Below are 21139 nucleotides of genomic sequence, written 5' to 3'. Positions count from 1 at the left end.
AAAAATTTTATTTATCTATGTAAAAAGGCTACCTTGTCAGGTAGCCTTCTCATGAATCCTAGGTGTCTAATTTACTACTTATTTTCCAGACATTTGTCTTTCTGCCATTTCTACTAGCTTTTTAGTCATGTATCCACCTACATATCCATTTTGTCTAGCAGTTAAGTTTCCTTTATCTACTGATTCATAGTTAGATAAACCTAACTCATTAGCTATTTCTAGCTTCATTTGATTTAATGCTGCTTTAGCTTCTGGAACGGCTTTTTTAGTTGACATAGTAAATTTCCTCCTTAAAGTTATAAGATGTCTCAACAAGTTTTTTTCTAAAATCTTGTTGTTGGTATTAATTTAACCAATGCATAAAATTATATTCACATTTTAAAAAATTTTTTTAAAATTCTTAGGAAATTATATTTAATCTTGAATTATAGATAAATATAATTTCCAACTTAAAAGCTTGAGCAACGGACCTGTTTTTTCAAAAGGTCGTTGGCGACATGAGTGAAGCGAATTTTATTTGAATTTTTTATTTATTTTTATCTTTTTATCTTTTCTAATTCCTTCTTGAATTCCATGAGCTTCTCTTAAAAAATGTGTACTGTTTAATTTAACGCTTTTGATTTCATTATTTTCAGATTTTCCTTTTAAAATTCCAAACTCACTTCTTAGATTATTCATAAATACACCACCTTTTTTTAGATTACAATTAACTTTCCCAATTAATAAAATTAATTTAGTAGTAATTTTTTGAAAAAAATAAAAATAAACTTGTACTAGAGTATTTATAATTGGAGGGATGATATGAATAAGAAAATAACTGAAATTAAATCGTTGATATCTAGTTTCTTGTTTTTTGCTTTTACGCTTACAATTGTATTTGGGGTAGTGTATAGCGTAAGGTACATAGGGGAAAATATGTCAAATGAAAAAATTCCAATAAGTAAAGTAGAAACTGATGATAGAAAAATATCTTTAACTTTTGATATAGCATCTGGATCATCTAATATAGAAACTATATTGGATACTTTAGATAAATATAATGTAAAAGCATCATTTTTTCTAGTTGGAAATTGGGTAGATGAAAATGAAAAAATAGTAAAAGAAATTAGTGAGCGTGGACACGACATAGGAAACCATTCAAATTCACATGCTAATATGAAAGAAATAAGTGAATCTGATTTAAAAAATGAATTAAATACAACATCATCCAAAATAGAATCTATAACCGGAGAAAAGACAACTATGTATAGACCTCCTTTTGGAGAATTTGATAACAAGAGTTTAAAGGTTTGTGAAGACTTAGGATATACTGTAGTTAATTGGGATATAGATTCGTTTGATTGGAAGGAAATAGGGCCTAATTTTGTCACAGAGAAGGTTTTAAAGGGAGTTCAACCTGGATCTATAGTTTTATTTCATGGAGATATAAAAAATAGTGAACAATATTTAGAAAAAACAATATCAAAGTTAAAAGAAAAATATGAAATAGTTCCACTATCTAAGCTAATGTATAATGAAGGTTATGAAGTTGATTCAAATGGAATTCAAAAATTAATAAGTAATTAGAAAAAGTTATAGGCGAAAGCCTATAACTTTTTCTAATTACTTATTTTACAAATCGTATTTAAATAGTAAGTATTTTATGTAGAAGGTATATAGTATAATAGTACTTATAAAAATTTTCATTCTCAGGAGGTTATAATGTTTTCTGTACCAGAAACTAAAATAGTAAAAGATGTTATGGGAAAGAGTTTTGTCTTAGTTGATGAAAACATCACACTAGGACAAGCTATTGACTTGATTGTAAGTAAAAATGAAAGAGAAGTTATGGTTGATAATGGAAACGGCGGCATAAAAGGAATCGTGTCATTAACGGATATATGTAACCTGTCATTAAAACGTAAAGATTATAAAAATGAGTTAGTTAAAAATGCAATGAGTAAAAATCTAATAAGTATAAATAAAGATGCAAAGTTAGATGAATGCAGAAACATAATGATGAGAAACAACATAGGGGTATTACCAGTATTAGAAAATGAAAAGTTAATAGGGGTCGTAAATCAAAAACATATAAGAGATTTTTTATATATGGAGTTAGAAGATTACGGAATAACTGTTAAGCATATAATAGGCGAAATAAAAGAAGGAATATGTGCTATAAATACAGATGGAAAAGTTGTTCTTTGGAATAAATTTATGGAAAATCGATATGGAATAAAGTCAGAAGAAATTGTTGGAAAATCCATGGAGAAGTATCTTAGTGGAACTATATCAGCTAGAGTTCTAAGAACTAAAACAAGAGAAAGTGGTATATACAAAAATAATGATAATGAAAATGATGTTTATGGAGTAGTTGATGCAAACCCTATATTCATAAATTCGGAATTTGTAGGAGTTGTATGTACAGAAGTAGATATAACAGAGGCACAGAAGCTTTCAAGAAAACTTGATAAGGCAAATGATAGATTAAAATACTTAGAGGATGAAGTAAAAAATTTATCAAAAGGAAGTTTTGATAATATATTAGGTAGAAGTTATAAATTAGAGAGAGCGAAGGAAGTTGCTAAAAGGGTTTCGAATACAAATAGTAGTATATTTATATTTGGAGAAAGTGGAACAGGTAAAGAAGTTTTTGCACGAGCTATACATGATTACAGTGAAAGAAAAGGGCCTTTTATACCTGTAAACTGTAGTGCCATACCATCAGAATTATTTGAGAGTGAATTTTTTGGATATGAAGCGGGGTCGTTTACCGGTGCAAACAAAAAAGGTAAAATAGGTATATTTGAATTAGCAAAACACGGTACTGTATTTTTAGACGAGATAGCAGATTTACCATTAAGCATGCAGGCAAAACTATTAAGAGTATTGCAAGAAAAAGAAGTAAGAAGAATAGGTGGAGAAAAAACTATAAAAATAGATGCTAGAATTATATCTGCAACTAATAAAAATTTACAAAATTTAGTTGAAGAAGGCAAGTTTAGAGAAGATTTGTATTATAGATTGAATGTAGTAGAAATAGATTTACCGCCATTAAGAGAAAGAAAAGAAGACATATTACTTTTAGTTAATAAATTTATAAAAGAGATATGTGAAGAAAATAATCGAGAACCATTAAAAATAAGCAAAGAAGCTATGGATATATTGCAAAGATATACTTGGAAAGGTAATATAAGAGAATTAAAAAATACAATAGAAAACATAGTAGTGTTATCTACTGGAGATGTAATAGATAAAGATGATATACCTGTTTATATAGTTGAATCTAGTCAACATATAAGTGTAGATGAAGAATATCCACTAGATCTTAATAAAGCTATAAGTAAATTAGAGGTAAAAACTATAAAGGTTGCATTGAGTATGACTAATGGAAATAAGGCAAAAGCAGCTAAAATACTTAATATACCAAGAACAACTCTTTATTATAAGATTGAACAGTATGATATAGAAGTGACTAAAAATAGACATTAGACGAAAAATAGACACTTATAACGTTTTCAATTTAAAATAGGGAAGTTAGGGGGATGTGATAAAAATAACTATAAAAAAATTAAAATGAAATCTTAAAAGTGTCGGAAATGTGACATTTATTCTCGGGAAAACGTAATTTGTCGTTGTAATTTGATGAAATTTGGTATAAAATATATGTAGAGATTAAAGATAAATACAAAAAACGTGTCGAAAAATGTTATTTTATAAACGAATACGACAAAAGTTTCAAAAAAATAATTAAAATAAAATAATTGGCACGGTAATTGCTAATAATAAAACAGTGTAAAATAAAAATAGTCAGGGGGTGAAATCTATGATGCTTAAAATAGAATTAAGACAGCATGTAGGTGCGCCATGTAAACCTATAATTGAGGTTGGAAGTGAAGTTAAAAAAGGACAACTTATAGCTGAACCACAAGGATTAGGAGCAAATATACATTCAAGTGTTTATGGTAAAGTCGTTGAAATTACAGAAAGTTCTATAATAATAGAAGCTTCTGAGAATCAACCTGATGAGTATGTAAAGATAAAAGATACAGAAAATAACTTAGACGCTATAAAAGAAGCTGGTATAGTTGGTGCAGGAGGAGCTGGTTTCCCTACACATGTGAAACTTAATGTAGATCTTACAGGAGGTTGTATCATAGCAAATGCTGCAGAGTGTGAGCCAGTACTTGGTCACAATGTGGAGCTAATGGAAAATAATCCAGAAATAATAATTAAAGGATTAAAATACATGCTTGATATAACTAAAGCTGATAAAGCTTATATAGCTGTAAAGCCAAAGTACAAAAAAGCCATAATGGCATTAGGAAAAGCTTGTAAGAATGAAGCAAACATAGAATTAAAATATTTACCAGATATGTACCCAGCTGGTGACGAGAGAGTTATAATAAGAGAATTATTAGGAATAACTCTTGTTCCAGGTCAACTTCCAATAGAAGCAAAAACTGTAGTTTCTAATGTTGAAACTATAAAACGTATAGTAGAAGCTATAGAAGAAAGAAAACCTTTTATAACTAAAGACATAACTGTTGGAGGAAGAGTAAAAGGTGCAGAGAACAAAGGCAAAGTATTTATGGATGTTCCTATAGGAATGCCTATAATAACATATATAGAAACATGTGGAGGATTCATTGCACCATATGGAGAAATAGTTCTTGGAGGTCCTTTCACTGGAAGACATGGTGAAGAAGAAAGTCCAGTTACTAAAACTTTAGGTGGAATATTAGTATCTATGCCACTTCCACAAGAAAGCAAGAAATTAGGAATAATAGCTTGCGAGTGTGGAGCACAAGAAGATAGACTAAAACAAATTGCATCTTTAATGGGTGCTGAAGTTGTAGCAGAAGAAAAATGTAAGAGGATGACTGAGGTAAATGGTAGATTTAGATGTGATTTACCAGGTATATGCCCAGGTCAAGCAGAAAAAGTGCTTAAGTTAAAGAGTCAAGGAGCTGAAGCTGTATTAATAGGTAACTGCGAGGACTGAACAAACACAGTTATGCAAGTGGCGCCTAGGTTAGGTTTGCCTGTATACCATAGTACAGACCATGTATTAAGAGCTTCGGGACATAGATTATATAGAAGAAAAAAATAATGCTAGGAGGTATTAGAAAATGTCAATAACTGTAGAAACAGCTAAAGCTCATGCTAAAGATCCAGCGGTATGCTGCTGTAGATTTGAAGCTGGGACTGTACTAGAACCATCAAATTTAGAAGATCCAGCAATATTCGCTGACTTAGAGGATTCAGGATTATTAACAATAGCAGATGATTGTTTAACAATAGAGCAAGTTTTAGGAGCTAAATTATTAAAAACTTTAGATGCTTTAACTCCAATAACTGCTGACTGTGTAGAAGGTGTAGTAGCAGTAGCTGAAGAGGCTAAAGAAGAAGTTAAGGAAGAAGTTAAAGAAGTAGCACCAGTTGCTTCAGTAGCTCCAGTATCTCAAATAGCTCCAGTAAATGGACAAACTATAAAGATACATATAGGTGAAGGTAGAGATATAAACTTAGAAATACCTTTAAATGTAGCTCAAGGAATGGGTGTAGCACCAGTTGCTCCTGTAGCTGTAGCAGAAGCTGTAGAAGTTAAAGCTGAACCAGTTCAAGAAGCTAAAGCAATAAGAAGCTTAACTAAAAAACATTTTAAAATAGAAAAAGTAGTTTTCGCTGAAGAAACTAAAATAGATGGAACTACTTTATACTTAAGAACTCCAGAAGAATTAACTAAAGAAGCTGTAAATTCAGAAGAATTAGTTGTTGATATGAAGTTAGAAATAATAACTCCAGCTGAATACAACAAATACAGTGAAACTATAATGGACGTTCAACCTATAGCTACTAAAGAAGAAGGAGATATAGGAGAAGGTGTAACAAGAGTTATAGACGGAGTTATAATGATGGTAACTGGTACTGATGAAAATGGAGTTCAAATAGGTGAATTCGGTTCTTCAGAAGGTGTATTAGAAACTAACATAATGTGGGGAAGACCAGGTGCCCCTGATAAAGGTGATATATTCATCAAAACTCAAGTAACAGTTAAAGCTGGTACAAACATGGAAAGACCAGGACCATTAGCTGCTCACTGTGCATCTGATTATATAACTCAAGAAATAAGAGAAGCATTAAAGAATGCTGAAGAATCTTTAGTAGTTGATACTGAAGAATTAACTCAATATAGAAGACCTGGAAAGAAAAAGGTTGTTGTAGTTAAAGAAATAATGGGACAAGGGGCAATGCATGATAACTTAATATTACCTGTTGAGCCAGTTGGAACATTAGGAGCTAAACCAAACGTTGACTTAGGAAACGTTCCAGTAGTATTATCTCCACTTGAAGTATTAGATGGTGGTATACATGCATTAACTTGTATAGGACCTGCATCTAAAGAAAACTCTAGACATTACTGGAGAGAGCCATTAGTAATAAAAGCTATGCATGATGAAGAAATAGATTTAGTAGGTGTTATATTTGTAGGATCTCCACAAGTAAATGCTGAGAAATTCTATGTATCTAAGAGATTAGGTATGATGATAGAAGCTATGGGTGTTGATGGGGCTATAGTAACAACTGAAGGATTCGGAAACAACCATATAGATTTCGCTTCTCACATAGAGCAAATAGGTAAGAGAGGTGTAGCTGTAGTAGGTGTAAGTTTCTCTGCTGTTCAAGGTGCTCTAGTTGTTGGTAATGAATACATGAAATACATGATAGACAACAACAAGTCTAAACAAGGTATAGAAAATGAAGTATTATCAAACAATACATTATGCCCAGAAGATGCTGTAAGATCTTTAGCAATGTTAAAGACAGTAATGGGTGGAGAAGAAGTTAAATCTGCTGAAAGAAAATGGAATGCTAACGTTAAATTAAATAACGTTGAATTAATAGAAAAAGAAACTGGTAAGAAGTTAGAACTTGTTGAAAACGAGCAAACTTTACCAATGAGTGAAAAAAGAAAGAATATATACGAAAAAGACGCTAAATAGTAAAAGACGTTAATAGGTTATGGAAGGATGAAATATTATGGATAGATTAAAATATATATCAACTGAAAGAATGTATGAAGGAGTTATAGTAGATATCACTGATGGTGGAGTAACTATAGACTTAAAAGGCAGATTAGGCCAATTTAAAATACCGAAAAGAATGCTTATAACTGATTATGAGCTTAAGCTTGGTCTTGAGGTTGGGTTTATGTTAAGTTATCCAGAAGTACTAAGTCCGGAACCTAATCAAAAGTATGTAGATATAATCGAAAGAAATAAAAAAAATAAAGAAGAATTAGAGAAATAGAAGGGAGAGAAAAACTATGAGCCTTACAACAATAAAAGGACTTCAATCTGAAATATTTGTACCAATAACACCTCCTCCTGTTTGGACTCCTGTAACTAAAGAACTAAAGGATATGACTATAGCTTTAGCTACAGCGTCAGGTGTACATTTAAAAGCTGATAAGAGATTCAACCTAGCAGGTGACTTTACATTTAGAGAAATACCAGATACAGCAACTACTGATGAGATGATGGTATCTCACGGAGGATATGATAACGCTGATGTTAATAAAGATATAAACTGTATGTTCCCTATAGACAGACTACATGAATTAGCTAAAGAAGGATTTATAAAATCTGTAGCTCCAGTTCATATAGGATTCATGGGTGGTGGTGGAGACCAAACTAAATTCACTGAAGAAACTGGTCCTGAAATCGCTAAAAGATTAAAAGATGAGGGAGTAGACGGTGTAGTTCTAACAGCTGGCTGAGGTACTTGCCATAGAACTGCCGTGATCGTGCAGAGAGCAATAGAAGAAGCTGGTATACCAACTATAATAATAGCAGCTCTTCCTCCAGTAGTTAGACAAAACGGAACTCCAAGAGCAGTTGCTCCACTAGTTCCAATGGGTGCTAATGCTGGTGAACCAAATAATAAAGAAATGCAAACGCATATATTAAGAGATACTTTAGAGCAATTAATAGCTATACCATCTGCTGGTAAGATAATTCAATTACCATACGAGTATGTAGCTCAAGTATAATAGATAACACAGCCCTTCCCTAGCAATAGAGAAGGGCTTATATAAAAAGGTGATATAAATGGAAGAGAAAATACTTAGACGTTTGGTAATTAAACCATTTCATATAAATAATGTTGAATTCAATGAAAAGTTCTCAATAAAAAAAGGTACACTATCCATAAACAATGACTACATAAATGAAATTAAAAATTCACATGAATTAATAACGGACATAAAATTAGATATAATCAAACCAGGAGATTATAACAAGGAAATTAATACTATCATGGATATAATTCCTATATCTACTAAAGTTTTAGGTAGATTAGGTGAAGGAATAACACACACTTTAACAGGTGTTTATGTTATGCTTACTGGTGTTGATGAGGATGGAAGACAAATGCATGAATTTGGATCTTCAGAAGGTATACTTTCTGAGCAAATGGTGTTTGGAAGATATGGGACTCCATCTACTAATGATTACATAATTCATTTTGATGTTACAGTTAAAGGTGGTTTGCCATATGAGAGAAAACTTCCAATGATGACATTTAAGGCATGTGATACTTTTATACAAGGTATAAGAAATGTTTTAAAACAGCAAGACGGAAGAGATGCTACAGAAATTCGTGAATATTTTGACAAAATTAGACCTGACGCTAAAAAAGTTGTAATAGTAAAACAAATAGCAGGTCAGGGTGCAATGTATGACAATCAATTATTTTCTTATGAACCAAGTGGTTTAGAGGGCGGTACATCGATTATAGATATGGGAAATGTACCGATGATAATATCACCTAATGAATACAGAGATGGCGCCTTGAGAGCTATGACTTAATGAGGTGAGATAATGGGTATAGGACCATCAACTAAAGAAACATCATTACATCACTTTAGAGATCCGCTTCTTGATATAGTTAGTAATGACAAAGACATAGATCTTCTGGGGATAGTAGTAGTAGGAACGCCTCAGGACAACAAAGAAAAAGAATTTGTTGGACAAAGAACAGCTGCATGGCTAGAAGCTATGAGAGCAGAGGGCGTCATAATTTCATGTGATGGGTGGGGAAACTCACACGTAGATTATGCTAATACTATTGAAGAAATAGGAAAAAGAGAGATCCCGGTAGTTGGACTTACATTTAATGGAACTCAAGCTAAGTTTGTAGTTACAAATAAATATATGGACACAATAGTAGATTTTAATAAATCAGACAAGGGGATAGAAACAGAAGTTGTCGGAGAGAACACTGTAAGCGAGTTAGACGCAAAAAAATCATTAGCCTTATTAAAATTAAAAATGCAAAGAAATAATAAAAAATAATAATAATATAGGGGGCCGTAAAATGAAATTTTCAAGAAGTATACAAGCGATAGATTCTCATACAATGGGAGAACCAACAAGAATAGTAACAGGTGGAATACCTAATATAAAAGGAAAAACTATGGCTGAGAAAAAAGCGTTTTTAGAAAATAATCTAGACCACTTAAGAACAGCTATAATGTTAGAGCCAAGAGGACATAATGATATGTTCGGTTCTATAATAACTCAACCTTGCAACGATGAAGCAGATTTCGGAATAATCTTCATGGATGGTGGAGGATACCTAAACATGTGTGGACATGGTTCAATAGGAGCTGTAACAGCTGCAATTGAAACTGGTATGGTAGAAATGAAAGAGCCTACAACTCATGTAGTTATGGATACTCCAGCAGGAATAGTAAGAGCAGATGCTAAAGTTGAAAACGGAAGAGTTCAAGAAGTTTCTATAGTAAACGTACCTGCATTCTTATACAAAAAAGATGTACAAATAGAAATGCCTGAAATAGGAACTGTAACTTTCGATATATCTTTCGGAGGAAGTTTCTTTGCTATAGTTAAAGCTAGTGAGTTAGGATTAAAAGTTGAGCCAAAGAATGCTCAAAAACTAACTGAAATAGGTTTAAAAATGAGAGATATAATAAACGAAACTATAGAAATACAACATCCAGAGTTATCTCATATAAAAACTGTTGATTTAGTTGAAATATATGATGATCCAACTCATCCAGAAGCTACTTACAAAAACGTAGTTATATTTGGACAAGGTCAAGTAGATAGATCTCCATGTGGAACAGGAACAAGTGCTAAGCTTGCAACTTTATACTCTAAAGGAGAATTAAAAGAAGGCGAATTATTCGTATATGAAAGTATATTAGGAACTCTATTCAAAGGAAGAATAGTTGGTGTTGATAAAGTAGCTGATTATGAAGCAATAATACCTGAAATAACAGGAGCTGCGTATATAACAGGATTCAACCATTTCGTAATAGATGATAATGATCCAGTAAAATATGGATTTATACTAAAGTAATAAAATAACTGTATAAATTCTAATTAAAATATGATTAAATACTACTAGTAGTATTTAATCATATTTCTATGTAAGACACTTTTTAGTAAAATCATTAGGAGGAATTATTTGAGATGTTAAATTTAATAAGAGTATTATTAGCAGCTTTTGTTTCATTATTCGGTTTTAACTTCATCAAGGACTTATCAAAAGCTAAATCATCTAACGGATTTGAAGATGTACCAGCTTGGAAGCCTTTAGCTACAGGTTTTGTAACGGACTTCTTTGACACTTTAGGAATAGGGTCATTTGCGCCAACAGTAGCAATGATGAATGCTCTAAAAATTAATATACCTGACAAGTTAATACCAGGTACACTAAACGTATGTCACACAATACCAGTTGTATTTGAAGCATTTATATTTACGACAGTTATAAAGGTTGATTCAATAACTTTAATAAGTTTATTAGGAGCAGCAGTTGTAGGATCTTATGTAGGTGCTGGAATTATATCTAAGATGGATGAAAGAAAAATCCAAATAGTTATGGGATTCGCACTAGTTGTAACAGCTATATTAATGTTATTAGCTCAATTAGGATTAATGCCTGGTGGAGGAAATGCAACAGGATTAACTGGAGCAAAACTTGTTATAGGGGTAGTAGGTAACTTTATATTAGGAGCATTAATGACTGCTGGAGTTGGACTATATTCTCCTTGTATGGCAATGGTTTATTTCTTAGGAATGTCACCAACTGTAGCATTCCCTATTATGATGGGATCTTGCGCTTTATTAATGCCAACAGCAAGTGTTAAATTTATAAAAGAAGGAACATATGCTAAGAAAACTTCTCTATTTATAACAATAGGTGGAGTTATAGGGGTATTTATAGCAGCTAACTTTGTTAGCTCAATGCCTATGGATATATTAAGATGGGTAGTAATAATTGTAATAGCATATACTTCAGTAACTATGTTAAAAAAAGCATTTGCTAAGCAAACAGCTTAATAAATTAATAAGATGAGACTATACCGTATTTAAAAATACGGTATATTTTTTATTTTTTGAAATTTAAAGCTTTTAATCAAATTTATTTTATTAAAGGTGTAATAAAAATGGCCATGCAGAAATATATTTATTATATAGATTTTAAGATAAAATATGGTTTAACAATTGTGGGGGGAATAAAATGATAAATTTAAAAGAAGATACTAACATAGTAAATTTAAGAGGAGAACTTGAAGAGGAATTGACATTTAGCCATGAAATATTTGGGGAAAAATTTTATAGTGCAAGGATTAAAATACATAGATTAAGCGATACATATGATGTTTTACCTATAACTATATCAGAAAGATTATTAGAAGAAGTAAATATAAATGAAAATAACTTAGTTGACCTAGTTGGTCAGTTAAGATCTTATAATAAAAATATAGATAATAAAAATAAACTAGTTCTAACTGTATTTGCAAGAGAAATAAAGGTTGTTGATGGAGAAGCTAAAGATCCAAACAATATTTTCCTTGATGGATATATCTGTAAAGATCCAATATATAGAAAAACTCCATTAGGGAGAGAAATAGCAGATTTACTAGTTGCCATAAATAGACCATATAATAAATCTGATTACATACCATCAATAGTATGGGGTAGAAATGCGAAATTTGCAAAAAATCTGAAAGTTGGAGATAGAATCCAAATGTGGGGCAGAGTACAAAGTAGAGACTATGAAAAGAAACTTGAAAGTGGAGAAACAGAGAAAAGAGTTGCATATGAAGTCTCTATTTCTAAAATAAAAAGACTAGATGAAAACAATATAAATTAATATAGAAAGTCAAGGAAAACATTATTAAAAAAATAATTTTAAAATACTTTAAAATGGTTATTGAATAGTTGCTTGGGATTTATTATAATCTATTCTATGATGTAAAAAATGATAATAAATCCAAAAGAGGGGGAGCACTGTGAAAAGCGTAGTACAATGGAATTATGAAGCAAATTATTTTGCACAGGATACCGTAGAAGATATATTAAATGTAATTAAATATGAAATGGGAGAAAGAATCCTATTGGTAGGAAATATAGGTACCCTAGGCAAGAGGTTAAGGATGCTTGGAGCCAATGTAACTATACTTGAAGATAGTGCATACCAAGATATTTGCTATTCTTTAATTCATAATGAAAACTGCAGTGTCGTTAAAGGTTGTTTAGAATTATTACCATTTGAAGATGGATTCTTCGATAAAGTAATAGTACTAAATCAATTTAATTACACTCACAACCAAAAGAAAGCATTGAAAGAAATTTATAGAGTGTTAAAATTAAGAGGAGAAGTTGTTTTACAAGACTCTAATTTACACAAATTTAAAGTTAAACTTAAAAAGTTTAAGCATAGAGTATGTGGAGAACGTATAAAATACTATTACCCACATGAACTTATAAAGACATTAGAACATTCAAAATTTAAAGGAATATTAGAAAATAAAGACTGTGAAAAGTATATTTATATAGGAATGAAGAATGATTAAAAAGACTGGGGTTAAACCTAGTCTTTTCTTGTAGGAGGAAATTTTATGAAAATACATTATAATGTGATAATTATCTGTATGTTGTTTGTAATCTTAGTATCAATACAGTATACTTTAAATAAAATATACAAAACTCTCAATGAAATTAAAGTACTGATGTACAAAGATAAACTAAGGGATGGAAAGTATGATTAATTTAAACTTTATAAGAAAAGATATACAAAACATAGCAGAAGCTATATCGTCTGTTTTAGAAATTGATGTAACAATAGTAGATTCGAGTTTAGTTAGAATAGCGGGTACCGGAACTTATTTTCATAAAATAGGACAACAATTAAAAGAATACTCAGCGTTTAAATATTCCTTAACTACTAAAAAAGAATTAATAATAGAAGATCCAAAGAGCAATGAGATATGCAATGAATGTTATACTCGTGAAGTTTGTAAAGAGTTTGCAGAGGTATGCTGCCCTATAGTATATGATGATAAGTCCTATGGTGTAATTGGCCTTATAGCTTTTACGAAAGAGCAAGCAGATGTAATTAAATTTAGAAAAGATGATTTAATGAACTTCTTGCATAAAATGGCTGATCTGATATCAAGTAAGTTAAAAGCAGAAATAAAAACTTATGAGGTAGAGTTAGAAAAGAAAAAGCTAAAAACATTGTTAGATAATATGGATAAAGCAGTTGTGTCATTAGATAAAGATGCAAATATAGAAAAGTACAATTTGAAATTTAAAGAAATTTTTGAAGTTAAAGGTAATATAATAGGAAACTTTATAGGCGATGTATTAAACTTTGCGAAAGACAATAATTTCAATAATATAAATAATGATAAATCTTGTAGCTTTACATATAGAGGAGCAAAGAAGGAATTTAAAGGAATATATAATATAAAGCCTATTATTTTAAATGAAGAATTAAAAGGATATGTATTGGATTTTATAGATAAAGTAGATGCTATAAAAAACTACAACAAGATAAGTAATGATCATAAGATATATTTAGAAAATATAATTGGAAGCAGTTATGCCATAAATAAATCAAAAGAAGAAGCATTGATGGCATCGAAAACTAATTCTACAGTTTTAATAACTGGAGAGAGTGGTACGGGAAAAGAGCTATTTGCAAGAGCTATACATAATCACAGTTGTAGAGCAGGAAATCCTTTTATCGCTATAAACTGTGCAGCTATTCCAGATAACTTACTAGAAAGTGAATTATTTGGATATGAAGAAGGTGCATTTACAGGAGCTAAAAAAGGTGGAAGCTTAGGTAAATTTGAATTAGCTGATAAAGGTAGTATTTTTCTTGATGAAATAGGTGATATGAGCTTACATTTACAAGCAAAATTACTTAGAGTATTGCAAGAAAAAGAAGTTGATAAAATAGGGGCTAAACACAATGTATCAATTGATGTAAGAATAATAGCGGCTACTAATAAAGACTTAGAGCACATGGTCAGAAAAGGCACATTTAGAGAGGATTTATACTATAGACTAAATGTTATACCTGTAGTTCTACCAACTTTAAGACAAAGAAAAAATGATATACACTTACTAATTGAATATATGATGAAAGAATACTCTAATAAGCTAGATAAAAATGTACAAGATATAGATTTACAAGCATTAGAATATTTATGTGAATATAGCTGGCCAGGAAACATTAGAGAACTACAAAATGTTATAGAATATAGTGTAAATAGATGCGAAGGTAAGATTATAACATTAGATAATTTACCTAATAGAATAAAACGCGCAAATTCAAATGAAGATCAAATTATAGATTCAAATGAAAATATAAAAACTTTGGACGAACTTGAAAAGAAAGAAATAATAAAAGCATTAGAAAAATATAAAGATTATAAAAAAGATAAGGATTTAGCTGCAAAAGCTTTAGGAATATCTAGAGCTACGTTATATAGAAAAATAGAAAGATATAAAATAGTCTCAAAATGATACTTAATCTCATTTTGAGACTATTTTTTTTCGGAATGAGACTGAAATGATAAAAAATTATTTTTCTAAAGTGTAAATAAAGCGATTTCAAGGGTTTGAAAAATAATAAAAGTTGGCATAGTTCTTGCTTTATAAATAAGACATAAATATTATAGCTATCAGGAGGAAAACACAATGAAAAATTTACAAACAAAATTAGTTAATATATTAAACGCAGAAGTTAAACCAGCATTAGGTTGTACAGAACCAGTAGCAGTAGCATTAGCTTGTGCTAAAGCAAAAGAAACTTTAGGTGAAGAAGTAGTAAAATGTACAATAGGTCTTAGTCCTAACGTATACAAAAATGGTATGTGTGTAGGTATACCAGGAACTGAAAGATTAGGATTAAAAATATCTGCAGCAATGGGACTTATAGGTGGAAAATCAGAAAACGGATTAAGAGTTTTAGAAACATTAACAAAAGAAGATGTTAAAGTTGCAGAAGACTTCATGGATAACAACGATATAAACATATCACCAATAGATACAGAAGAAAAAGTTTATATAGAAGTTGAATTAGAAGGTAAAAACAATACTGCTAAAGTTGTTATAAGAACTAAACATGACAATATAGTATTTGTTGAAAAAAATGAAGATGTATTAGTAAGTGAAGAAGTAGTTGAAGCTGCAACTACAGCAGAACCTAAAGAAAATATATTAGATACTATAACAATAAAAGAAATAGTAGAAGCTATGGAAACTGTAGATTTTGAAGAAATAAAATTCTTATTAGATGGAATAACTATGAATGAAGAGATAGCTAAGTACGGATTAAATGAAAAAGTAGGAGTAGGTGTAGGATTTGGTATAAAGAAATCTATTGAATCAGGATTATTAGGTGATGACTTAATGAACTATACTATGATGATAACAGCAGCTGCATCTGATGCAAGAATGGCTGGAGTTAAATTACCAGTTATGAGTTCTAACGGAAGTGGAAACCACGGTATAACTGCTATACTTCCAATAGTTGCATATAACGATAAATTCCCTCAAAGTGAAGAAAAATTAGCTAGATCATTAGCAATATCTCACTTATTAACTGCATACGTTAAAAACTACACAGGAAGATTATCAGCAGTATGTGGATGTGGAGTTGCAGCAAGTATAGGAGCTACATCAGGATTATCTTGGTTAATGGGATGTAATGAAACTCAAATAGAAGGTGCTATAGAAAATATGGTAGCTAACTTAAGTGGTATGATATGTGATGGAGCTAAGGCTGGATGTGCATTAAAACTTGCATCAGCAGCATCAGCAGCAGTACAAAGTGCTATAATAGCTAAACAAGACTGTATAGTACCTCCAATGAATGGAATAGTAGGAACTGGAGCAGAGCAAAGTATACAAAACCTAGGAAGAGTAAGTGATAAGGGAATGACTACAACTGATAAGGTTATAATAAGAGTAATGGATGACATGAATAAAGCTAACTAATATTGTATTTACCCCGTTGCAAAATTGGTAAATCTCCTATAAAATAGATATACTATAACATTTCGGAGGTTGTAACATGGATATAGAAACAAAAAAATGGGAAGTATTATGCTCAGAAGAACAAATACAAGAAAGATTAAAAGAATTAGGAGCACAAATATCTAAAGATTATGAAGGCAAAAAATTAATGGTAATATCACTATTAAAAGGAAGCTTCATATTCTGCGCAGACTTAGTAAGAAACATAACAGTACCTGTTAAAATCGGATTTATGACTACTTCAAGCTACGGGCATGGAGAAAGCAGTACTGGTCAAGTTAACATGGTAGCAGATATAAGTGATGATATAGAAGGATATGATGTTTTAGTTGTAGATGATATAACAGATACAGCTCTTACAATGAACTTTGTTATGGGTCACTTAAAAACTAAGAACCCTGCTAGTATAAAATGTTGTGTTCTTTTAGATAAACCAAGTAGAAGAAAAGTGGAATTAGTTCCTAATTACTGTGGATTTGAAATAGAAGATAAATTTGTTGTAGGATACGGATTAAACTTCGGAGACTACTACAGAAACATACCTTACGTATTTAACGTTACTGACGAAGATAGATAATAAGAAGATTGGGATTTTCCCAATCTTTTTTTATGCTTAAATAAATTATATTAAACAAGGCATTAATAACAATGGTTTTAAAAAACTTAGGCACTAATAGCAATACAAAGCGCATATATATTGGGTATAATAAAAACATATAAATTGATAATAAAGGAGATTTGTATGAACAATATATGTAATATAAAAGAGTGCATGAAAAATAATAGAAAAGAATTACATGTACTAGCTGAAATAGGAAATCAAGAGTTTAAAACTAGTAAATATATAAAAAATTATTTAAATAATATAGGTGTAGAATATGAAGAAATGTTAGATACTGCTGTAGTTGGAATTATAAAAGGTAAAAATCCTAAAAAAACTATAGCTTTTAGATCAGATATGGATGCTCTTACATTAGGGGAAAAAGCTATGCACTTATGTGGGCATGATGGACATATGAGTATATTACTTGGATTAGTAACATACTTAAATGAAAATAGAGAAAATATTATGGATAATATTGTATTTATATTCCAACCAGCAGAAGAAGGTCCAGGAGGAGCTAAACCATTAATCAACGCAGGTATAGTAGAAAAGTATAAAATAGATGAAATATATGGTCTTCATATATATCCAGAAATACCTGAAGGTTATGTAGGAACTAGACCAAATTACTTCTTAGCACAAGTTGGAGAATTAGACATAGATATTATTGCTAAAAGTGGTCATGGAGCTATGCCTCAAAATGGAATAGATGGAATAGTTTTAGCTTCTAGCTTTATTAGTAGCTTACAAACAATAGTATCAAGAAATATAAGTCCACTAGATAATGCCGTACTTACTATAGGTAAAATGCATGGAGGGACTAGAAGAAATATAATAGCTGAAAATATTAGAATAGAAGGTACTATAAGGGCTTTTAAACCAGAGGTATATGAAACTATTAAAGAAAGAATTAGAGAACTAGCAAAAGGATATGAAGTAGCTTATAACTGCAAGATAGAAGTGGAAATAAGAGATGACTATCCAGCTGTTAATAATAATGAAGTTTTATTTGAAGAGTTTGAACAGGCTATAGGAACAGATAAACTTATCAAACTAGAACCTATAATGATATCAGAAGATTTTTCTTACTATCAACAAGTTCTTCCAGGATTATTTTTCATGTTGGGAGCAAGAAATGAAGAAAAAGGATTTGTAAATGGACTTCATAGTTTAAACTTTAATTTTGATGAAAATATATTAGGAAATGCGTTAGATGTATATATCAAATTATTAAAATATAAAAAATCGATATTATAATACTAAATCACTCCTCAATTTTGTATAAATTTTGTTCATATGACAAAAATATAAAATAAAGGAGTGATTTTTATGAATTATAAAGATATTGATATAAATAAACCAAGAGAGAAAAGTGCAACTAAGAAAAAGAAAATATTGACAGATGATGATATAATGAAATATGAGATAGCATCAGAACTTGGACTAATGGATAAGGTTTCTGAGCTTGGTTGGGGAGGTTTAACAGCCAAAGAAGCAGGGCGTATAGGTGGTACGTTAACATCTCGTAAAAAGAAAAAGAAAAAAATGGAAAAGGAAGAAAATAAAGACGATGGATCAGTATAGAGATTTTGCATTTGTATATGATGAACTTATGAATGATGTTGATTATGACAAATGGATTAAATATATAGAAGATATAATAGACAACGAAAATGTAAAAGTTAAAAATATACTAGAATTAGCATGTGGAACAGGAAATATAACTATTCCTTTAGCTAAAAAAGAATACGATATAGCTGGAATTGATATATCTGCAGAAATGTTAGGTGTAGCTAGAGAAAAAGCTGAAAAACAAGGAATAGAGCTTGTATTATTACAACAAGATATAGCTGAACTTGATTTTGATATAACAGGTTTAGATTGTGTTTTATGTGCTTGTGATGGATTCAACTATATAACTTATGATGATGATTTACAAAATGTTTTTGATACAACACATGAGTTATTAAAAGAAAATGGAATATTCATATTTGACATAAGTTCATATTATAAATTAGCCAATATATTAGGTGGTAATATATATGGTGAAAATAGAGAAGATGTATCTTATTTATGGCAAAATTATTTTGATGCAGAAGAAAACTTATTAGAAATGGAATTAGCATTTTTCATAAAAGGTGAAGATGGAAGATATGATAAGTTTGAAGAGGTACATCAACAAAGAGCATACACAGAAGACGAAATAGTAGAAATGCTTCAAGAATCAGGTTTTAAAAATGTAAAAGTTTATGGAGATTTTACATTTGATAAGCCAAAAGATGATTCGGAAAGAGTATTTTTTGTTTGTAAAAAATAGACAGAAAGTTTTAACGTGATTGGAGGAAAATATTATGAAGGATTATGTTTTAAGAGCAACAGCTGGAGATGGCCAGGTAAGAGCTTTTGTTGCAACTACTAAAAATATGGTAGACAGAGCTAGAGATCTTCATAAGACAAGTAAAGTTGCTACAGCTGCTTTAGGAAGAACACTAACAGCAACATCTATTATGGGTCTTATGATGAAAAACGATGGAGATAAAATAACAGTTATAATAAAAGGTGGCGGACCTATAGGAAGTATATTAGCTACAGCTAATTCTAAGGGGATAGTAAAAGGATACGTTGATAACCCAAATGTTGTAGTAGAAGATTATGAAAATGGTAAGTTAAATGTTGCAGCTGCTGTTGGAAGTGAAGGAACAGTAAGAGTAACAAAAGACTTAGGATTAAGAGAACCTTACAATGGTTCATATCCTATGGTTAGCGGAGAAATAGCCCAAGATTTAACATATTATTTCGCATTATCAGAACAAACTCCATCAGTAGTAGCACTAGGAGTATTGACAAAAGAAGAAGAAGTTGAATATGCAGGTGGATTTATAGTTCAATTAATGCCGGATGCAGCTGAAGAAACTATATCAAAATTAGAGTCTAACGTTGCTAATTTAGATTCTATAACAAATATGTTAAAAGAAGGAAAAACTCCTGAAGACATACTTAATATAGTACTTGATGGATTAAATCCTCAAATTCTAGATAAATGTGATGTTGGATTTGAATGTGAATGCTCTAAAGAAAGAGTTGAAGGAGTTTTAATATCTATAGGACAACATCAATTAGCTGAAATAATAGAAGAAGATAAAAAAGCTGAAATAGGATGTCAATTCTGTAACTCAAAATACACGTTTGATGAAGATGAATTAAAAGCTATATTAGATAAAATGAACAAGTAATGAAATAATAAATAAAACCCTTTTGCATAAGAGTCATACCAAGTGGTAGAATATATTTATGCGAAAGGGTTTTTTTGGATTGAAAAATAAAAGCGGGGTGAAAAAATTTGAACTTTAACAACAGGCTAGAATTAACTCAATCTCAAAAGCTGGTGATGACTACACAGCTAAAACAGTCATTAGCAATACTCAATATGAGTAAAGTTGAATTAGAAGAAGAAATAAGAAAAGAATCAGAGGAAAATCCCTTATTAGATATAGAACGAAAAGAAGAAATAGACTGGGAAGCTTATGTGAAAAATATGGACACCGGATATAAAAGAGAAGTAAATTATAATCCAGATAATGATTTAAATTTAGAAAATATGATAAAAGAAGATGTTAATTTATATGAACACTTAAGTCTTCAAATAGGATTATATAAAATTAGCGACTTAGAAAAAGAAATTTGCAATTACATAATTGATAGCTTAGATGAAGATGGATATCTAAGATTTTCAGAACAAATAATGTTAAATGAGTTAAAAGAGTTAAATGTAGATGAATCTACATTTTTAGAGTGTTTAGAAAAAGTTCAACAGCTAGATCCTATAGGAGTTGGGGCTAGAGATTTAGTTGAATGTCTAATCTTACAAATTGAAAATTCAGGAGAATATGATGAAGATTTAATAAATATAATCAAAGAAGATTTAGACTTAATAGCTTCTAATAAGGTTAAGGAAATAAGCAAAAAACATAAGATTCCAATGCAAAGATGCGTTAACTTAGTTCATAAAATCAAGTCATTGGATCCGAGACCGGGGAGATTATGCTGCAGTGAGAAAACGGTATACGTGCAACCTGATGTTATAGTTGAAAAAATTGATAATGAGTTTATAGTTTATAAAAATGAAAAAGATTCTTATATGTTAAAGATTAATAATTTTTATAAAGAAGTACTTAGAAACACA

At 30.5% G+C, this 21139-nt stretch carries 19 protein-coding genes and 2 pseudogenes; 19 read left to right on the top strand and 2 right to left on the bottom strand.

Annotated features, from left to right (window positions below):
• Window positions 1–78 precede the first annotated feature (78 nt).
• Window positions 79–276, bottom strand: coding sequence for an alpha/beta-type small acid-soluble spore protein (locus ACRDDE_RS02330; RefSeq protein ID WP_021430292.1), 198 nt, complete (start codon window positions 274–276; stop codon window positions 79–81).
• A gap of 237 nt (window positions 277–513) precedes the next feature.
• The gene (locus ACRDDE_RS02325) at window positions 514–678 is read right to left on the bottom strand and encodes a hypothetical protein (RefSeq protein ID WP_438625249.1); all 165 of its coding nucleotides are present in this window, start codon (window positions 676–678) and stop codon (window positions 514–516) included.
• A gap of 123 nt (window positions 679–801) precedes the next feature.
• On the opposite strand from ACRDDE_RS02325, the gene ACRDDE_RS02320 reads away from it, so the two are divergent.
• The 19 genes and pseudogenes from ACRDDE_RS02320 to ACRDDE_RS02230 all read left to right on the top strand — a co-directional run.
• Window positions 802–1566: a polysaccharide deacetylase family protein gene (locus ACRDDE_RS02320; RefSeq protein WP_438625248.1), complete on the top strand. Its 765-nt coding sequence runs from the start codon at window positions 802–804 to the stop codon at window positions 1564–1566.
• Between the two features lie 135 nt (window positions 1567–1701).
• Window positions 1702–3471 carry a sigma-54 dependent transcriptional regulator PrdR gene (gene prdR, locus ACRDDE_RS02315; RefSeq protein ID WP_438625246.1) on the top strand — a complete coding sequence of 590 codons (1770 nt, stop codon included), beginning with the start codon at window positions 1702–1704 and terminating at the stop codon, window positions 3469–3471.
• A 334-nt stretch (window positions 3472–3805) separates the two neighbouring features.
• Window positions 3806–5092, top strand: a complete 1287-nt coding sequence (gene prdC, locus ACRDDE_RS02310; RefSeq protein ID WP_438625244.1) for a proline reductase-associated electron transfer protein PrdC — start codon at window positions 3806–3808, stop codon at window positions 5090–5092.
• Between the two features lie 19 nt (window positions 5093–5111).
• Complete coding sequence (gene prdA, locus ACRDDE_RS02305; RefSeq protein ID WP_438625243.1) at window positions 5112–6986, top strand: D-proline reductase (dithiol) proprotein PrdA; 1875 nt, start codon at window positions 5112–5114, stop codon at window positions 6984–6986.
• Between the two features lie 37 nt (window positions 6987–7023).
• The gene (locus ACRDDE_RS02300; RefSeq protein ID WP_021430161.1) at window positions 7024–7293 is read left to right on the top strand and encodes a CBO2463/CBO2479 domain-containing protein; all 270 of its coding nucleotides are present in this window, start codon (window positions 7024–7026) and stop codon (window positions 7291–7293) included.
• Between the two features lie 16 nt (window positions 7294–7309).
• Window positions 7310–8035, top strand: coding sequence for a D-proline reductase (dithiol) protein PrdB (gene prdB, locus ACRDDE_RS02295; protein WP_438625241.1), 726 nt, complete (start codon window positions 7310–7312; stop codon window positions 8033–8035).
• Window positions 8036–8093: 58 nt separating this feature from the next.
• A pseudogene (gene prdD, locus ACRDDE_RS02290) lies at window positions 8094–9338 on the top strand (proline reductase cluster protein PrdD).
• 22 nt (window positions 9339–9360) lie between these two features.
• Window positions 9361–10368 (top strand): proline racemase, encoded by a 1008-nt coding sequence (locus tag ACRDDE_RS02285; protein WP_021430157.1) that lies wholly within the window; start codon window positions 9361–9363, stop codon window positions 10366–10368.
• Between the two features lie 113 nt (window positions 10369–10481).
• Window positions 10482–11354 (top strand): sulfite exporter TauE/SafE family protein, encoded by an 873-nt coding sequence (locus ACRDDE_RS02280; RefSeq protein ID WP_148551570.1) that lies wholly within the window; start codon window positions 10482–10484, stop codon window positions 11352–11354.
• Between the two features lie 181 nt (window positions 11355–11535).
• On the top strand, window positions 11536–12171 hold the full coding sequence (locus tag ACRDDE_RS02275) for a single-stranded DNA-binding protein (protein ID WP_438625239.1): 636 nt from the start codon (window positions 11536–11538) through the stop codon (window positions 12169–12171).
• 139 nt (window positions 12172–12310) lie between these two features.
• The gene (locus tag ACRDDE_RS02270) at window positions 12311–12874 is read left to right on the top strand and encodes a class I SAM-dependent methyltransferase (protein WP_021434101.1); all 564 of its coding nucleotides are present in this window, start codon (window positions 12311–12313) and stop codon (window positions 12872–12874) included.
• Window positions 12875–13052: 178 nt separating this feature from the next.
• Complete coding sequence (locus tag ACRDDE_RS02265; protein WP_438625237.1) at window positions 13053–14837, top strand: sigma 54-interacting transcriptional regulator; 1785 nt, start codon at window positions 13053–13055, stop codon at window positions 14835–14837.
• Between the two features lie 174 nt (window positions 14838–15011).
• Window positions 15012–16313, top strand: coding sequence for an L-cysteine desulfidase family protein (locus ACRDDE_RS02260; RefSeq protein ID WP_438625235.1), 1302 nt, complete (start codon window positions 15012–15014; stop codon window positions 16311–16313).
• 76 nt (window positions 16314–16389) lie between these two features.
• Window positions 16390–16929, top strand: a complete 540-nt coding sequence (gene hpt / locus ACRDDE_RS02255) for a hypoxanthine phosphoribosyltransferase (RefSeq protein ID WP_021430311.1) — start codon at window positions 16390–16392, stop codon at window positions 16927–16929.
• Between the two features lie 165 nt (window positions 16930–17094).
• Window positions 17095–18213, top strand: coding sequence for an N-acetyldiaminopimelate deacetylase (locus ACRDDE_RS02250; RefSeq protein ID WP_438625234.1), 1119 nt, complete (start codon window positions 17095–17097; stop codon window positions 18211–18213).
• Between the two features lie 72 nt (window positions 18214–18285).
• Window positions 18286–18540, top strand: a complete 255-nt coding sequence (locus ACRDDE_RS02245; RefSeq protein WP_021430255.1) for a small, acid-soluble spore protein, alpha/beta type — start codon at window positions 18286–18288, stop codon at window positions 18538–18540.
• Complete coding sequence (locus ACRDDE_RS02240; RefSeq protein ID WP_438625232.1) at window positions 18527–19273, top strand: class I SAM-dependent DNA methyltransferase; 747 nt, start codon at window positions 18527–18529, stop codon at window positions 19271–19273. The genes ACRDDE_RS02245 and ACRDDE_RS02240 overlap by 14 nt, the downstream gene beginning before the upstream one ends.
• 34 nt (window positions 19274–19307) lie before the next feature.
• The gene (gene hslO / locus ACRDDE_RS02235) at window positions 19308–20189 is read left to right on the top strand and encodes an Hsp33 family molecular chaperone HslO (protein WP_438625230.1); all 882 of its coding nucleotides are present in this window, start codon (window positions 19308–19310) and stop codon (window positions 20187–20189) included.
• 107 nt (window positions 20190–20296) lie between these two features.
• Window positions 20297–21139 (top strand): annotated as a pseudogene (locus ACRDDE_RS02230) (RNA polymerase factor sigma-54); the annotation flags it as partial.

This window comes from Paraclostridium sp., assembly GCF_051656405.1.
Classification (GTDB): domain Bacteria; phylum Bacillota; class Clostridia; order Peptostreptococcales; family Peptostreptococcaceae; genus Paraclostridium.
Note: the sequence above shows the minus strand (reverse complement) of the source record. Positions and strands in the feature narration are given on the sequence as shown.

What these genes read in the sequence shown, in the direction of transcription:
- ACRDDE_RS02330 (WP_021430292.1), bottom strand. Translation starts at nt 276, where the DNA reads ATGTCAACTAAAAAAGCCGTTCCAGAAGCTAAAGCAGCATTAAATCAA.
- ACRDDE_RS02325 (WP_438625249.1), bottom strand. Translation starts at nt 678, where the DNA reads ATGAATAATCTAAGAAGTGAGTTTGGAATTTTAAAAGGAAAATCTGAA.
- ACRDDE_RS02320 (WP_438625248.1), top strand. Translation starts at nt 802, where the DNA reads ATGAATAAGAAAATAACTGAAATTAAATCGTTGATATCTAGTTTCTTG.
- prdR (WP_438625246.1), top strand. Translation starts at nt 1,702, where the DNA reads ATGTTTTCTGTACCAGAAACTAAAATAGTAAAAGATGTTATGGGAAAG.
- prdA (WP_438625243.1), top strand. Translation starts at nt 5,112, where the DNA reads ATGTCAATAACTGTAGAAACAGCTAAAGCTCATGCTAAAGATCCAGCG.
- ACRDDE_RS02300 (WP_021430161.1), top strand. Translation starts at nt 7,024, where the DNA reads ATGGATAGATTAAAATATATATCAACTGAAAGAATGTATGAAGGAGTT.
- ACRDDE_RS02285 (WP_021430157.1), top strand. Translation starts at nt 9,361, where the DNA reads ATGAAATTTTCAAGAAGTATACAAGCGATAGATTCTCATACAATGGGA.
- ACRDDE_RS02280 (WP_148551570.1), top strand. Translation starts at nt 10,482, where the DNA reads ATGTTAAATTTAATAAGAGTATTATTAGCAGCTTTTGTTTCATTATTC.
- ACRDDE_RS02275 (WP_438625239.1), top strand. Translation starts at nt 11,536, where the DNA reads ATGATAAATTTAAAAGAAGATACTAACATAGTAAATTTAAGAGGAGAA.
- ACRDDE_RS02265 (WP_438625237.1), top strand. Translation starts at nt 13,053, where the DNA reads ATGGAAAGTATGATTAATTTAAACTTTATAAGAAAAGATATACAAAAC.
- ACRDDE_RS02260 (WP_438625235.1), top strand. Translation starts at nt 15,012, where the DNA reads ATGAAAAATTTACAAACAAAATTAGTTAATATATTAAACGCAGAAGTT.
- hpt (WP_021430311.1), top strand. Translation starts at nt 16,390, where the DNA reads ATGGATATAGAAACAAAAAAATGGGAAGTATTATGCTCAGAAGAACAA.
- ACRDDE_RS02250 (WP_438625234.1), top strand. Translation starts at nt 17,095, where the DNA reads ATGAACAATATATGTAATATAAAAGAGTGCATGAAAAATAATAGAAAA.
- ACRDDE_RS02245 (WP_021430255.1), top strand. Translation starts at nt 18,286, where the DNA reads ATGAATTATAAAGATATTGATATAAATAAACCAAGAGAGAAAAGTGCA.
- ACRDDE_RS02240 (WP_438625232.1), top strand. Translation starts at nt 18,527, where the DNA reads ATGGATCAGTATAGAGATTTTGCATTTGTATATGATGAACTTATGAAT.
- hslO (WP_438625230.1), top strand. Translation starts at nt 19,308, where the DNA reads ATGAAGGATTATGTTTTAAGAGCAACAGCTGGAGATGGCCAGGTAAGA.